The organism is Nitrosophilus labii (assembly GCF_014466985.1).
GTDB lineage: Bacteria > Campylobacterota > Campylobacteria > Campylobacterales > Nitratiruptoraceae > Nitrosophilus_A > Nitrosophilus_A labii.
Window position 1 is genome coordinate 17,023 of sequence record NZ_AP022827.1, and the last position, 15,149, is coordinate 32,171.

The following is a 15,149-nucleotide window of genomic DNA, read 5'->3' on the forward strand; positions in this document are numbered from 1 at the left end:
CTATAATTAGTTGGACTAACATAATTAAGGGAACATGAATGCCGGTTAGAAAAATTCCTATACAAACCCGTTCAAAATCAGGATATTTCTACAGTTATAAAAACGGACGATCAATAGCTTATGAATCTCTTTTGGAGAAAAAATGCTTTCTGATGCTTGAATTTGAGGAAGAGATAGCCTCCTATGAGGAACAACCGTTAAAAATCAAAAACTATATACCCGATGTCCTTGCCAAAACGAAAGACGGTAAATACATTTTGATTGAGGTTAAATACTCTCAAGAAACCGAAAATCCGGATAAAAAGCTCTCAAAAAAATTTGATGTTCTTGAAAAATATTGTAATAACATCGGGTGGAAGTTTAGACTATTTACGGAAAAAGACGTTAAAGAACCCTATTTTTCAAACCTCTCTTTTATATATCGCTATATAACACTGAAACCCGATGAAAAAATTTTGTCATACGTAGACAGGATCGGAGAAACCAATATAGCGAAACTGTTGGAATACGGTTTTGACGCCTCGGATATTTACGCCCTCATAGCTCAAGGCAGGATGCAAACAAATCTGTATAAAAAACTCTCTCCCGAATCCAGAATAAGGATAGGCAATGCGTAAACTGACGGCCGGCGAAACGGTGTTCTATCAAGGAAAACCGTATATTATCGAAGGTTTCGAGAATCTGGACAAAATTGTATGCAAAGATACGAAAGGAAACTTCAAAATATTAAATATCACGGAACTTGACGAAGAACACCAAGGAAAAGAACAAAGTTATCCGCCTCCCGTAGAAAGTTTGAATGACAAGTTTTATCAAACGGCTTTAAAAAGACTTGAAATCATAAAACCTCTGCTACAAGCCAGAAGCAAAAAGGCGGTCAGAGAAAGAGCAAAAGAATACGGATATTGCGCACAGACACTCTATAACTGGATCAACGCCTATATCGAAAGCGGAAACAGCATTCTCGCTCTTATGCCAAAATACGAAAAAAGAGGCGGAAAAGGAAAAACGAGAATCGGAAAAGAACAGAAAAAAATAATCGACGAGATAATTCTAAACAGATATCTTTCCCGGCAAAAAATAACCGTTGCTCAAATCGTAAGAGAAATCAACGCCATCTTTTACAAAAAAGGACTGGAACCCGTTTCTTATAATACCGTCAACCGAATCATAAAACAGATAGACGAAAGAACAGCATACAAGAGTAGAGAGGGTAGAAACAGGTATCTCAACAATCTAAAACCCTCAGCCAACTCTTTCGAGGTATCCCGTCCCCTCGAAGTCATACAGATAGACCACACCCCTCTGGATTTGCAGATAGTAGACGAAACATACAGAAAACCTATCGGGAGGCCGTATTTGACTCTGGCTCTGGACGTTTACAGCAGAATGATCTACGGCTTTCATCTTACGTTAGACGCACCAAGCCTCTATTCAGTAGGACAGACTCTTTATATGGGTCTTCTTCCGAAAGAAGAGTATCTGCAAAAAACAGGTATAAAAGGAAAATGGAATATATTCGGGATTCCCGATACCATTCACGTTGACAACGCAAAAGAGTTTAGAAGTAGAGGACTGAAAACTTTTTGTGAAATATTCGGTATCAATCTTGAATTTCGTCCGAAAGGCATGCCTTTTTTCGGGGGACATGTGGAAAGAGTCATCAAAACCGTAAATATGCATGTCCATTCGCTAAGCGGAACCACGTTTTCCAATCCTCACGAAAGGGGAGACTATAAATCGGAGAAAAAAGCGGTCTTCACTCTGAAAGAGCTCGAAAGTTACATCGCTGAATGGATAGTAAATATATATCACAAAACTCCCCACAACGGATTAGACGGCATGACTCCCGAAGATAAGTTCTCCGAAGGATTAAGAGGAGAAAACGGCCTTCCCGTACCGATAAGAATTCTCGACAGCGCCGAAGAGAAAAAATTCGCAAGAATTTCTCTTCTTCCTTTCGAGGAAAGAAAAATAACGAAACAGGGAGTTTCCCTTTTCAAACTTAGATATTATGATGAAGCTCTGTCGGTGTTTATTAGACCGAAAAGCAACGACAAATATATATTCCGATACGATCCGAAAGATTTAAATCAAATTTATTTCTATCATCCCGATTTACGGGAGTATATAGAAATACCCGGCGTTAAAAAGCTCTATCCCCCTCCTACGAAATGGGAACTGGATACCGTTGCGAAAGAAACCAAGAGATACAGACAAAGAGAGATACATAACGAAATGGTATACGATGCCATACTAAGATTACGAAAAAGAGAAGAGGAAGCCTCGAAAAAAACAAAGCAGGCCAGAAGAAAAAAAGAGAACAGAAAGATACGGTCTCCTTTGTCAAATAAGGAGCAACAAAATACGAGAAAACCGGTTTCGGGCACAGCCAAACCGAAAATAAAAAAATTCGATATAGATTTCGAAGACTAAAGGATATAGCATGACTCAAAAAGAATATCTCGGCGAGCTTCCGGAAAAGACGAGAAAGGTATTGAAATGCGGTAAAAAAGAGAGGATCGAATTTATCAAAAAACCAAAATTCATCAGACACCCCAAAGCGCTCAAACTGTTTAAAAAACTTACAGATCTGATGAACGAACCGAAAAAAGACAGGATAAGATCCATTCTCCTCGTTGGAGATTCAAACAACGGAAAAACGGCAATGGTAAAGAAATTTTACGAGATGAACGTATATAAAAACGACGACGAAATGCTCTTTTTCGAACACGTGATGCTGATTCAGGCACCAAACAGAGCCGATCTGCACGATCTTTACAATAAAATGTTCCAGTTTTTCGTGGTTCCTTACCGAAAAGACGAACCGATAAGCGAAAGAGAGAACAAAATAAAGCATTACTGCGAAGTCAATCAGGTTCGAATGATCATTATAGACGAAATTCAGGGTGCACTAATCGGAAGCATAACCAAACAGATGGAATTTATGAACGGAATAAAAAACCTCTCCAATATTCTGAAAATCCCTATAGTTTTAGTAGGAACTCCCAAAGGGGTAAGCCTCGTAAGCTCCGATCATCAGCTAAAAAGCAGATTCGTTCCGACGAAAATCAAAAAGTGGGAATACGATGAAGACTATCTGTCTCTGCTTTATGCAATCGAGATGACACTTCCTTTAAAAAAACCTTCTCTCATTTACGAAAACGAGAGACTCGCCAAAGAGATCCTGGAACTCAGCGACGGACTAATCGGAGATATTGTCACTATATGCGAACTTTTGGCTATTGAAGCAATTGAGAGCGGAAAAGAAAAGATAGACAAAAAAATGCTCAAAGAAATAGAGTATGTCCCCGCATATGACAGAGAAGGCGTTATCTATGCCGACGAAATCTAAGTTTCATCCCGAAAAAGGATATCTTTTTAAAATAGTCTACAGGGATAAAAAATTTAAAGAAAAATTGGCAAAAACCGTAATCAAAAACAGAGTCAAACCATATCCCGATGAACTATTTACCTCCTGGATAGCAAGAAACGCTACAATGAATTTCTTACAAACACCAACTTTTATCAATTACTATTTCCCTGAATATAAAAATAAATTCCTAAATAGAGATACGGATATTTTTGTCAATCAAGAGATAGCCAACAATTTTGCAAAGCGAATGTTACTGGATGAAAAAGATGTTTTTAATACCTCATTGCAAAGCTACAGCGGTTTTCTAAACGAAATAATAGATTCTAAAACCAGAAACCACCTTATAACACCGGTAAAAGTAAGAGGAAGCTATCCACGTATAAAAGGACTAAGATATTGTCCGCAATGTCTGCAAGAACAGGAATATTTCAGAAAAGAGTGGAGATTAAGCTTCTATATGGTTTGTCTAAAACATAAAAACTTTCTCATAAACGAATGTCCTCAATGCGGGGAACCGATATTTTTGGTAAAAAGAAAATTGGATACAAAATCATTTAATTGCTGGAATTGCGGATTTATCTATAAAGAAGCCGAAACGGAAAAAATCCATCACAATTCAAAAGGCATATATTATCTTTCAAAAGCGACCGAAATACTGTATAGGGGATATTTTGTATATAACAGCAAATGGTATTATTCGCCTTTCTATTTCCGTATTCTAAAACATATGGCAAAACTCATATATCTTTCAGGCTATAGAAATTTGGATATTTTGGAAAAAGAGATTAAGCTACACAATGTTAAACTCAAGAATACAAGGGAACTCGGAGGAAAGTTTTTAGAAGAAATCATTTCTCTCAAAGAAGCATTTGCAGTCTTTACAGCTTCTATTTCAATTCTCTCTTCTCCTATAAATTTACAACGATTTATCAATTCAAATAAAATCTCATATGCTATTCTCAAACGAGATTTAAATTATATACCTTTTTGGTATGAGAAAACGATTTGGCAATATAAAAAACAAGCCCATTTCGTAACTATTGAAGAAGTTAAAAATGCTTGTTCTTGGATGAAAAAAAATGGAATAGAGCTTTCTTATTCAAGTTTATCAAGAGTGTTAGGAATCAAGATAGAAAGAAGAAAAAGACCAGAACTCGCTACTCTAATGTAAATTAAATCAAAATATTTTTAATTCTTTTGAATATTAGAAAGTATATTTTTTATTCGATCTTCTAGCAATTCATCTATACAAGAATGTTCCTTCCTAAATTTATCTAGTTCCATCTTTTGTTTTATAATTATTTCCGCATAATATGGTATCTCTTGATCTTTAACCCATTTTTTCAATGTTTGCTCAGATAATCCTAAAAAATTTGCGAACTGTTTTTGAGTAAATCCCAATTCTTTCAAAAATCTTTTAAATTCTTTTATAGATAGACAAGACTTTTTCATTTTATACCTTAATAGTATATTTTTTATACTTTAAGATAAATATTAGTATATTTTTTGTAAAATTTATATTAAATGCTAAGGAGTATGATAAGATGGTAAAGAAATGTTTACCTAGTATGTCATTAACTAATGATTATCTAGTTTGTAAAAATCAAAATGCAGTGGATATAATCATCTCTATCAAACCAAAATATGTTGAAAAAATCTTAAACAAAGAAAAACTATATGAATTTAGGAAAGTAATTTTCAAAGAAAAAAATATTAGAAATATATTTATTTATGCATCATCGCCTATTAAAAAAATTGTAGCTATTTGTGAATTTGAAAGAGTAATTGAAGGAACCCCTCAAAAAATATGGGAAATATGTCGGGAATATGCAGGAATAACTGAGGAAGAATTCTTTTCTTATTTTAGCAACAGAGAAAAAGCATATTCAATTAAATTAAAAAACATCAAGAAGTTACATAATTATTTTGATCCGTATCAATACTTGGAAAATTTCAGACCTCCTCAATCATTTATGTATGCGGATATAAAATTTATACTCTCTTTTAAACAATCTTCATATGTATTACACTGATTGAAATTAATTTCTTTAAAGGGCAACTTTAAAATCTTGGCTACTTCTTTCGCCCAACTTAATTCCTCATCTTGCATGGTTTCTAATAAATTAATAGTAAAAGAATGATTAGGTGCCCGAATATTAAGTCGTTTTATTATTTCTTTTGGCTTATCTAGTAATAGTATTATACCATTCACTTGCAATGCCATATATGTTTCTATACCTATTCGTTTGATATTTCCTTTTTCATCTAATAATACAAAATGACCATCAAGTAATATATTGTCTTTTTCTCTCTCTTTTTTTAACCCTTCAATTAGCAATTTTTGATTTATATCTATATCTTTAACTTTTTTATGCTCAAATTCTTTAAAAGCATAATTTTTGTATTTTTTTATAATTTCACTTGCACTCAAATGTTTCAAACTTCCATTATATATTTCGGTCAATTTATTACAAAAAGTTGTTTTTCCTACCCCATGTATACCGCCAACAAAGACTACTTTGCCCATTTAGAGCCCTATGATTAACCTCTCGTCAACATTAGCATCTATTATTATCTGTTTCAAAAATTCTTTTGGTATTTCAAAAAATCCCCAATAATTAGGAATACCAAAATTCTTTTCTATATATTCTTTAATTAAACGTTTTTTGAATGCCACATTATACGTCATTCTGACTACTTTTTTATCACCAGTTTTGTATTGATACATTAATTCATTTCTAGTAAAAACAGAATATGGTTTGCAGTATATGTAAAAATCTGAAAAATCTCGAAACTCATCTTGATGTTTTTTCTCTAAGACTACACATAAAGAAGTCAGGACGGAACTATATCGTGCACTTTGTCTTCCTTTATCTTTTGTCCTATAAATAACTAATACATCTCCTGGCTTTAACTTCTGTAATCCGTGAATTTTCGCTATATAATTTTTAAAAATACCATTCGTATGGGAAATATCTCGAATAATTTCATCAGAATTTTCCGTTTTTAATTTTGAATCAGGAAATAACCTTGTATGATATTCTGGATAAATGCCTAATACATATATTTTCGTTTCATCTTTTATTTCAACTAACGGATAACGTTCTGTTAAATTACCTTCGAGTTTAAACATCTCTTTTACAAATACACTTTCTTGTCCTTTAGAGCCATAATATTTTAAACCAAATTCTTCAAAAAGTTTAACAAGTTGTGGATGTTTCTCCTTGTATGTTGTAACATACAAACATCTTGCATTATTCTCATAAGCATAGTCAATTGCTATTTTAAGGAACCTCTCACCTAGTCTTGTACCATGTGGATCTACTTTAAAAGTCCCTATTTTTATCTTTTTACCATTAGGAAGTGGTGGGTAAACATCATTAACGGTATCTTCTTCTTTTAGGTACAAAAATGCCTGGAGACTCCCATCATCTCGATTTAAAATAAAAGCTTTTGCACCTTCCTTTCCTTTTCGTTTAAACCATTTGGGGAAATCTGAATAATCCCTCTTTAAGCTATCAAAAAATGGATCATTTAAATTTATTTCTGCAAATTTTTTAATTTCAATATATTTCATAATAAATCCTATTTTGAAAACTCATTGAAAAAATATTCATATTTATCTTTACGATATAGCCCCTTTTTCTTAGATGTCATTTTAAATCCATAATAATCAAAGATTCTTTTAAACTGTTCATATTTTTCTTCTGATACAGTTAAAAAAGGTTTATCAGTTTCTAACTCTTCAAAAGCTCTTTCAAAAAGTTTTATTCCAATACCTCTATTTTGATAATTATCAATTACGCGGAGAGTACATAATTTTTTCTCATTTAAGGAATGTTTAATAATAGCAATTCCAGCAATATCTGTATCTCTCTTTTCTATTAAAAATTTCCTATTCTGAAAAGATAAACCTGGAAGCACTTTTCCAAAATACCATAAATCAAATTTAGGATAGTACAGTTTAGCTTCTTTAATTAAATTATATATTTCAATACCTTTTATATAGTAACAATTTCCCGAAAACTGTCTATATGAATAATCTGTTAATAAATTATATTTTGGTTTTACCCCTTGTCTCTTTATTAATACAGATTCCATATCATATCCTTTGATTTATTTTATCTAACCATATCGTTATGCCAATAATCACACCAATAATAAACCTCTCTAAATTTATCCAATCAGCCAAAATGCTTCCTAGAGCACCTAATAATATTATAACTATACAAGTTATGATTAGAGCTCTTAAATTAAAATTTATATATTTTATTTTTACAAAAAGATTAAAATCACTAATATTCTTCTCAACCTTCCCAACCTTATTTCCTTTGAACCAATGATATGCGATAACTTTTTCTATATCTGTTTTTTTATCCAACGCATAATAATTATTCACATTATCAAACTTAATATAATCGTCCCAAATATGATTTTCAAGAATCCTAGCGTCTTTTAAACCAAAATTTTCAAAATATATATCTACAGAATTATTAAACATTAAAAATACATGAATTCGTTTAAATGAGTGGGAGTGTTCCCCCATTTCCAAAGCAATTTGTTCTGGCATTTTCCTTATATTATTAATATTGAGCTCAAAAATACCACTCTTTCTAAATATCCCTTCAAAATAACTAAGATTTTCATCTATAAGCTTTACTAATTTGTCAATTCTATATATTCTAAATCGTATATAACTCTTTGAGTGTCCCTCTATATCTTCAGGGAAAAGATCTATCAAACTTCCACCATTTTCAACATCATCAATTGAAAATTGGACACCCGACAAATAAAATTCTGGATGTAAATAATGGTTCATTTTAACTAAATTATTATTTAAAGACTCAATAGTCGTATTAAATAATGCTCCAAGAAGTTTTTCATCATTTCTAAGTCTAGTTTCAACAATATCTTCAACCATACTCTGTTCAACTCTAAAAGGTACATATAATTTAATATTGTTTATCAATGTGGCATCATACTTAAAACCAAATTCTATATAGTTTTTATATTTATTTTCTTTGTCGTACCAAATATTTAAATGACATTCGTCTATAGACGTGTCTTGATTTTCCAACCAAATAGCAAACGAGTTCATTCTTGTCTTCTTAATTTAAAATTGACTCTAAATACGAATATATTTTCTTTCTCTAGGTATATAACGAAGGAAGTTATTACTTTCTAAGAAATCCAAATAATCCCTTATTGTTACACCCGGTGCTATTCTCATCACACCATTTTCTTTACGGATTTCTTCAATGACACTATCATAAGTAAATTCATTTTTTTCTAAAATAAGTCTATTAACTATTTGTTCGGATCTTCTATATTTTTTACACATGTAAACCTCCCTTTTATAATTCTATTGAAATTTGTTCGATGAAAAAATCTTTGAGCATTTTTTCTATCTCCTTAGGTGAAACAGAAACATCTATTGAATAAAAAACATAAAATGGAATAAATTCATATTTCTCACGTATTAATATCCTTGCTTTCAAGGAGAGCTCATAATAATTGATCTTTTCTCTCTTATTTCTAAGATTTATCAAAGAAAAGTAATTTTTAGTCGGAGGAGATGCTAATTTAGTTTGTGCAAGATATATAAATAAATGGTTCTCTCTAAACTTTTCTTCTATTTTGTATAATATTTGAGGTTTTATTTCTAAAGATTGACGGATAAATTTTATTACACCATAATTTGGATTTTTTTTGTAATCTTCTTTTAATTCTATAAAAGATTTACTAATTGTTGTATCACTAAATAGCCCTGCATCTAATTTTACTAGTTCTGCACCCAGTTCTTTTAAAAAATTTTGTGCATCATACTCTTTTTTCCATAAAGATTTTATTTTCTTTGATCCAGTAAATATTTCATTTAATAACAAAAACAATTCTTCGGGCATCTCTGTCTCTGATATATAAGAATTAATTAATTTCTCTTTGATATAAGATAATAACCAATAGTCAGTCATCTGACTAGTTTTAAAAAAGATTCTCTCGATTTTTTTTAATGAATTTATATCATTATTAATATCAAATACTAATATTTCATTAATTGTTGAAATCATATCCGTTAATGTTTTAATTTCAAGCGTATCAGATTTATTATAATCTTTTAATTCTTCTTCTAATAAAATCCGTATTGTATTCAATAAAAGATGATCATATCTTCTGACTTTATGATGATTTATAACTACTTTATAAATATGGGTTCTATCAAGGAAGAAATCATCTATATCATAAAGAGCTTGGATAGAAGGAAAAAATTTAAAATTATCAGAAAAATCTGTTGATTCCCTTTTATCTAAACAAAATGTTTTAATTATTCTATCAACATCAGCTCCATCTTTAATAAGAGATGTTGCATATCCGTCTCTCAACGTATAATCAACTCTATCTGCATCACAATCACCTGATATTATTTCGACGAGAGAATATAGAGAGCTATCTTTGTGTTTATAAAATTCTAGTAATATCTTTCTTAGCAAAAAAAATATTAATGCATATCCCGCTTTCTCTTCTTTGGTCATTGCATATTTTTCAGCAAATTGTTGTTCAATATACTTCATTAACATTAAACTTAATTTTTTTCCAATCGTCTCGTGTAACTTATCTTCAGTTTCAGATAATCGGTAAAAAAAATCAAAAAAAGATTCATCTTTAATTTCAATACGTTTATCTGAAATTTTATCTGCCAAACTTTCTAAAGAAAATTCAGTTAGATGGCTAAATGGCATATGCCCAAAATCATGTAATAACCCATAAAGTCGTAATGATATTAAAAGTAAAAAATATGAAACATAGTATGCATCATCTTTAAAAATATCAGAATAAAACATAAAATTTTTTACAAAAGAATTACTTAATAAGTGTACTATTAAAGGACGTAATTTATCATATTGTAATTTTTCATTATCAAAAAGATACTGAATACATCTATCCCCATCAATGGAAAGCTCAAGTCTAATATATTCTTTGATCTCTTTAATATTACTTTCAATAAAATTTATTTTATTTTGAATATACTCTGCAAAAACTTTCTCATCACTATTTTTAATTCCATAATAAAAAATTTGAGAAGCAATATGCATTACACCAATACTATGCGCAAAACGAGAAGTTTTATTTGTAGGATAGACCATATAAGCCATTGAATTTTGAAGAATATGATGTAGCCTATTAAATAATAGATTAGAAAATATCTCTGATTCAAGATTAGAATAAATTATATTATTATGAATTTGATCTTTAATTAATTTCATAATATAAATGCCCCTTTCTTTTCATATTTTAATTTAATTTATTTAAATTTTTCTTTATTTCTATCTTTTATAGATACAAATTTTTTCAATAAAACTCCCAACCTATCTTTTTCAAATCCCCCTTTAATATACTTCTATGGAATATGAAAAGAGGCCTACTTCTTATAATTTATTTCTATGATTTTTAAGAGATTTATTGCTATTTTCTTAATAGATACTTTTTCACATTAACACTATTCCAGTTTAATCACAACCATTAAATTCTTTGATAGTCGATATTATTTCTTTATAATCTATTTTACTATCTAGTTTATCCCTTAAAAACAGCATTTTAAAGACTTGTAATAAATAAAAAACACCGTAGATCGTTATTATAGAATTTGCAATAAGAAAAAATAAACTCATAGAAATTATAATCCCTATTTGAATTAGATTTAATTTTACTATAAACGGTATAATCATTAATAATAAGCTCACATTTCTATAAAATATCCTCATTCCAACTATATCTTGATAATATCCAATTTTTTGCGGACAATGCACAGAGAGAAAATGTTCTATTAATTTAACAATTTTGTAAAAATTTTCTTCATTAAGTTTATAAAATTCTATAGTATCTTTGATTTGAAAATGTTCATCCGTACCAAGTAATAAGTATTTTTCTATTGACCATAACTTGCCATTTTTAATAGATAACACAACATCTTTTGTAACGCGTGTTTGAAAAAAACCTAACAGTATCCAACTACTGATATTTACCAATATTCCAACTGGAGTAGATGCCAATATGAAAAACATTATCATAAAATTATGTTCCATATAGTTTGGATATTGAGATAAAAAAAGTAATATTATTGCAAAGCCAATACTTGTATCTGCTAAAAATCTTCTATAACTAAACTTTATTCCAGAAGTGGATAATTCTATGTTATTTTTCATTAGACCTTTTACGCTCGAAAAGTTATCGTTTGCACGATAAGCGTATATCTTCCTTCCTTTTACTTGTATCTATCCGAAGATGCCAAACTTGCAAACAGCCCCCTCTTTTTCTTTCCGGAAAATGGGAGTTTTGGTTTTATATGTTTTAAGTATGGATCATGCTTCATCTCTTTTTGAATATATCTAATTTCATCTTCGCTCAACCCAAAACACTTGCCAACAATCTCATCTATTTGATAGATGATGTTTTCTACAATGCTAGCATATTCCCCTTGATCATATTTTTTAATTTCTTCTACAAATTCATTCAAGGCATCATCGTTTTCTGGCACCTTAATTCTCAGTAAATCAGACTTTTTCATTACTTTGCCGTGATATATCGTCAAAGTTGCACCAAAAGCTTTAGCGGCAAACTCGTTTCCTATCTCTATAAAGGTAAATACATCATCGGTTAAATATATCCTATAGGCATCTCCATGTTTACTTGGGTTTTTAATTTCTGGAGCATTGATCTGAATTTTTCTGTCATCGTCTATTTCGCTCCATTTGACTCCCCATGTGTTATTGGATGCCCCTAAGTCTCTGCATAGTTGTGTAAAAGGTTTTGCTCCAATTTTTTCTAAAATATCCATCAATGCTTCTTCTCGATTGTGCAAGGCTTTGCAAGCTTCGTAATATTCTTTCCTTTTGGCTTCAATGTCATCCGAATAAACTGAAAGCTTATCGCTCCATGGCAGCCATTTTAGATTTAATGGATAGACATGACTATAATACTGCTCTACCACTCCCATTCTTGCATATATTCCATAAAAGAATTGATAAACACTAGATAAAATTAAAAGATCAAAAGGAAAATCTCGTAGCTCTTTTGATGGAAAAAATAGAGTTGCGGTGTCAAGGAAAGCTTCTTTTTTTGGTTTAAAACGTGCAGCTGTTAGTCCTAATGAAATTTGTAAAAATGCAAAACCATAATTTGGCAGGATATCTAAATATCTCCATAAAGAAGGATCGTCTACATTTAAAATATCAATATTGTTTTCAGCGGGCTCCCCCTCTATAAGTCCAGCTGCTATATTTTCACCCTTGTATATATTAAAACCGTTATCTTTTTTTGGTTTTTTACCTCTAAATACTGCTCCTCTAGCAATGCCTGTTCTTTCTTCTATCTTGTCATTCTCTTCCATCCCTTGAAATTCAGGAAGAAGTCCATATTGAATAATTCTATTTTTTCTAGTAAGCACCCAATATCTAAAAGCAATATCCTCAAATGTTTTGTATTGCAACAGTTTGTCTATAATTTTTTTTCTTTCGCTGTTTATTTTTGTAAGGATCCTACCATCTTTGCTCCATACATCCATATATTTAAAATCTGCATACGGCGCTTTGTTTAAGTCTATATCTCCAGATTCTAGAAGTGATTCCGTTCCGGCTATTTTTATTCTAATTACATCATCTTCGGATGCGGGTTCGTTTTTGGCTATAAAGATAATTGGCTGCACGGAAGCATCGAACACATATTCCGATATCGCTTCCATATCCACAATCTCAACAATTTTCCATCTTTGCTTAAAAGGCAAAAAGAGCTTTCTTAGATTGCTATTTGATTTATTGTCGCAAAATGAAAGAGGTATGACATATCCAAGATACGCCCCATCTTTACACCAAGATTTCAAAGCTCTGTATATGAAAAGAGTAAAAAGATTTTTATCGATCTTTATATCTTTTGAATAGAATTTGGCCACATCTTTTGAAAAATCTTCATCTTTTCTTTCCGGACGGACAAAGGGAGGATTTCCGATAACCGCGTCATACTCTTTTTTATCGATTTTTACATAAGTGGAGTATTCTGAGCTCAATATATCGGCAGGTATCAAGGAGTTATGTTTTTCAGCGATATAGAGTCTTGGAAATCCATGATTCAATATATCTTTTTTAAAAGCTAATAGATGCCACAGAATCTGTATTTGCGCTATCATCGAGGAGAAAGGATTTATATCGTTTCCCCTGATATGAGAGAGCTCTTCTACCGCTTCTTCATACGTAACTACTCCCGCATCTATATGTTCGCCGATAGTTTTATTGAATACCTCCAGTAAAAAGGTGCCCGATCCGCATGCGGGATCCAATACGACATCATCTCTATCTATCTCTATTCTGTCGATTATATATCTTGCAACGCTTGGTTTGGTGTAATATTCTCCTAGTTTTTTTCGTTGGGAGCCTTCCAAAAATCTATCGTAAATACCCGTTAGAATATCGCCTCTTATCGTTGTAAAATCAAATTTTGAGAAGTGCATAAGAGAGAGCTCTATTGCTTGAGAAAGTCGTTCGTTTTCGCTTCCAAGAACCCAGTCAAGCTCCATTTCTTCAAATACCGAATAGTAGATCGTTTTTGCTTTTTCGTAAACATCCTTGAGCAGTTTCATGTAAGTCAGCTCAAAATACTCTCTCATCATCTGGAAAGCTTTGATACCGCCATTACACAAATATCTTTTCTCTCCAAAAAATCCGTGATCCTCGAAGAAACGAAGCAAAAGAATTCTTGCTAATATCATATTTGCCGTCTCGATGGCAAAAAGTTCTTGTATAACCTCCTCTTTTTTCTTTCCAATTCTTGATCTAAACTCAGGAAGCCATACAAGTGCCAGTTTGGCGATGGAGATATTTGACATCACCTTTTCTTTGATACGCTCTACATCTTCATCATGCTCAAGTGCTCTTTCATAACCTATTACCTGTCCTTGCAGCTCAAAGGGCTCCAAAGAGAGCTTTTTGACTCCATCATATTTTTCTTCAAAATCATCGATAGCTTTTAAAATCTCTTCAATTTTTGGCTGCACATCCTCTAGAGCCTCCTTTGTGGCGCTTTGAAGAAGAATGGTTGCTCTTTTGATGGCATGAAAAAATTCTTGTTTGGCTTTCTCCGCCCTTTTTTGTTCTGCTTTAGTAGTATCCTGCGGTTTAAGGGAAATAACAGCTATAGAAGAGGTATCTCCGGTTCTAAACTTATCCAAAGCTACTTTTATTGAGGATTTATCGGCGGCTATACTAGCGGTTTGCTCTTTGAACCATTGATCATTGTGTTTTAGCGCCTCTTCCCACTCTATAACTATATCTTTACTGCTGTCGTAATTCAAGGAGCTTCCTACCGTAACAGGACGGATGACCATCCTTTCCGGATCGATCATAATGAAATAGTTGGTATCGAGGGTGATATATTTTTCTTTGTCTTTTAATATCTTGTTTCTGCTTCCAGGGGTTTTGAATGCGGTTCGTTCATCTTTTACTTCGCAAACTACCCAATCACCAAGAATAGGTTTTCCTTTTTCTTTGGTACCTACTTCTGTCTTGATAACTAAATCGGGTATCCCCTGTCCCAGTTCACTTCCAGAATCTACGATAATATTTTTTGATTTGTGTCCCAAGGATTCAAAAATACTTTTGATACTGGGATACATATTTCTTTCATAACCGGATTTTGTTTCTTTGATTTCTTTAATATGTTCCTGCAACTTGCTCATATTTTTCCCCTAATTTAACAGAATTACAGCCCAATGTTAAATTAAATTATC

Annotated in this window: 14 protein-coding genes; 5 read left to right on the forward strand and 9 right to left on the reverse strand. The window is 31.6% G+C overall.

The features are described from left to right. The first annotated feature begins 38 nt into the window (after positions 1 to 38). From NIL_RS10290 to NIL_RS10305, 4 genes are read left to right on the forward strand one after another with little or no spacing between them, the layout of a single operon-like run. Positions 39 to 617, forward strand: coding sequence for a TnsA endonuclease N-terminal domain-containing protein (locus NIL_RS10290; protein ID WP_187648734.1), 579 nt, complete (start codon positions 39 to 41; stop codon positions 615 to 617). Beyond that, positions 610 to 2,436 carry a TnsB C-terminal domain-containing protein gene (locus NIL_RS10295; RefSeq protein ID WP_187648735.1) on the forward strand — a complete coding sequence of 609 codons (1,827 nt, stop codon included), beginning with the start codon at positions 610 to 612 and terminating at the stop codon, positions 2,434 to 2,436. The genes NIL_RS10290 and NIL_RS10295 overlap by 8 nt, the downstream gene beginning before the upstream one ends. Positions 2,437 to 2,446: 10 nt before the next feature. Further along, positions 2,447 to 3,355 (forward strand): TniB family NTP-binding protein, encoded by a 909-nt coding sequence (locus NIL_RS10300; protein WP_187648736.1) that lies wholly within the window; start codon positions 2,447 to 2,449, stop codon positions 3,353 to 3,355. After that, positions 3,339 to 4,547, forward strand: coding sequence for a TniQ family protein (locus tag NIL_RS10305; protein ID WP_187648737.1), 1,209 nt, complete (start codon positions 3,339 to 3,341; stop codon positions 4,545 to 4,547). Before NIL_RS10300 ends, NIL_RS10305 begins: the two co-directional genes overlap by 17 nt. 17 nt (positions 4,548 to 4,564) lie before the next feature. Here the strand turns inward: NIL_RS10305 and NIL_RS10310 are convergent, their stop codons facing one another. Next, the gene (locus NIL_RS10310) at positions 4,565 to 4,828 is read right to left on the reverse strand and encodes a helix-turn-helix domain-containing protein (protein WP_187647752.1); all 264 of its coding nucleotides are present in this window, start codon (positions 4,826 to 4,828) and stop codon (positions 4,565 to 4,567) included. Positions 4,829 to 4,920: 92 nt separating this feature from the next. On the opposite strand from NIL_RS10310, the gene NIL_RS10315 reads away from it, so the two are divergent. Further along, positions 4,921 to 5,409, forward strand: coding sequence for an ASCH domain-containing protein (locus NIL_RS10315; RefSeq protein ID WP_187647751.1), 489 nt, complete (start codon positions 4,921 to 4,923; stop codon positions 5,407 to 5,409). Here the strand turns inward: NIL_RS10315 and NIL_RS10320 are convergent. The 8 genes from NIL_RS10320 to NIL_RS10355 all read right to left on the reverse strand — a co-directional run bounded on the left by NIL_RS10320 (position 5,340) and on the right by NIL_RS10355 (position 15,098). Then, positions 5,340 to 5,903, reverse strand: coding sequence for an ATP-binding protein (locus NIL_RS10320; RefSeq protein ID WP_187647750.1), 564 nt, complete (start codon positions 5,901 to 5,903; stop codon positions 5,340 to 5,342). The genes NIL_RS10315 and NIL_RS10320 overlap by 70 nt on opposite strands. Then, positions 5,904 to 6,953: an N-acetyltransferase gene (locus NIL_RS10325; protein ID WP_187648738.1), complete on the reverse strand. Its 1,050-nt coding sequence runs from the start codon at positions 6,951 to 6,953 to the stop codon at positions 5,904 to 5,906. Positions 6,954 to 6,961: 8 nt separating this feature from the next. Continuing rightward, positions 6,962 to 7,477, reverse strand: a complete 516-nt coding sequence (locus tag NIL_RS10330) for a GNAT family N-acetyltransferase (protein ID WP_187647748.1) — start codon at positions 7,475 to 7,477, stop codon at positions 6,962 to 6,964. Position 7,478: 1 nt separating this feature from the next. Then, entirely contained in the window at positions 7,479 to 8,474 is a 996-nt protein-coding gene (locus NIL_RS10335) for a hypothetical protein (RefSeq protein ID WP_187647747.1), read from the reverse strand. Between the two features lie 27 nt (positions 8,475 to 8,501). Beyond that, positions 8,502 to 8,717 (reverse strand): hypothetical protein, encoded by a 216-nt coding sequence (locus NIL_RS10340; RefSeq protein WP_187647746.1) that lies wholly within the window; start codon positions 8,715 to 8,717, stop codon positions 8,502 to 8,504. A gap of 13 nt (positions 8,718 to 8,730) precedes the next feature. Next, a complete protein-coding gene (locus tag NIL_RS10345; RefSeq protein WP_187647745.1) occupies positions 8,731 to 10,638 on the reverse strand; it encodes an HD domain-containing protein in 1,908 nt (635 codons plus the stop codon). 243 nt (positions 10,639 to 10,881) lie between these two features. Then, positions 10,882 to 11,577: a hypothetical protein gene (locus NIL_RS10350; protein WP_187647744.1), complete on the reverse strand. Its 696-nt coding sequence runs from the start codon at positions 11,575 to 11,577 to the stop codon at positions 10,882 to 10,884. A 59-nt stretch (positions 11,578 to 11,636) separates the two neighbouring features. Then, positions 11,637 to 15,098 carry an HsdM family class I SAM-dependent methyltransferase gene (locus tag NIL_RS10355; protein ID WP_187647743.1) on the reverse strand — a complete coding sequence of 1,154 codons (3,462 nt, stop codon included), beginning with the start codon at positions 15,096 to 15,098 and terminating at the stop codon, positions 11,637 to 11,639. Positions 15,099 to 15,149: the final 51 nt, after the last annotated feature.

Excerpts from the sequence above, each read along its gene's own strand:
- NIL_RS10355 (WP_187647743.1), bottom strand. The coding sequence starts at position 15,098 with ATGAGCAAGTTGCAGGAACATATTAAAGAAATCAAAGAAACAAAATCC.
- NIL_RS10305 (WP_187648737.1), top strand. The coding sequence starts at position 3,339 with ATGCCGACGAAATCTAAGTTTCATCCCGAAAAAGGATATCTTTTTAAA.
- NIL_RS10310 (WP_187647752.1), bottom strand. The coding sequence starts at position 4,828 with ATGAAAAAGTCTTGTCTATCTATAAAAGAATTTAAAAGATTTTTGAAA.
- NIL_RS10295 (WP_187648735.1), top strand. The coding sequence starts at position 610 with ATGCGTAAACTGACGGCCGGCGAAACGGTGTTCTATCAAGGAAAACCG.
- NIL_RS10315 (WP_187647751.1), top strand. The coding sequence starts at position 4,921 with ATGGTAAAGAAATGTTTACCTAGTATGTCATTAACTAATGATTATCTA.
- NIL_RS10300 (WP_187648736.1), top strand. The coding sequence starts at position 2,447 with ATGACTCAAAAAGAATATCTCGGCGAGCTTCCGGAAAAGACGAGAAAG.
- NIL_RS10320 (WP_187647750.1), bottom strand. The coding sequence starts at position 5,903 with ATGGGCAAAGTAGTCTTTGTTGGCGGTATACATGGGGTAGGAAAAACA.
- NIL_RS10330 (WP_187647748.1), bottom strand. The coding sequence starts at position 7,477 with ATGGAATCTGTATTAATAAAGAGACAAGGGGTAAAACCAAAATATAAT.
- NIL_RS10340 (WP_187647746.1), bottom strand. The coding sequence starts at position 8,717 with ATGTGTAAAAAATATAGAAGATCCGAACAAATAGTTAATAGACTTATT.
- NIL_RS10290 (WP_187648734.1), top strand. The coding sequence starts at position 39 with ATGCCGGTTAGAAAAATTCCTATACAAACCCGTTCAAAATCAGGATAT.
- NIL_RS10335 (WP_187647747.1), bottom strand. The coding sequence starts at position 8,474 with ATGAACTCGTTTGCTATTTGGTTGGAAAATCAAGACACGTCTATAGAC.
- NIL_RS10325 (WP_187648738.1), bottom strand. The coding sequence starts at position 6,953 with ATGAAATATATTGAAATTAAAAAATTTGCAGAAATAAATTTAAATGAT.
- NIL_RS10345 (WP_187647745.1), bottom strand. The coding sequence starts at position 10,638 with ATGAAATTAATTAAAGATCAAATTCATAATAATATAATTTATTCTAAT.
- NIL_RS10350 (WP_187647744.1), bottom strand. The coding sequence starts at position 11,577 with ATGAAAAATAACATAGAATTATCCACTTCTGGAATAAAGTTTAGTTAT.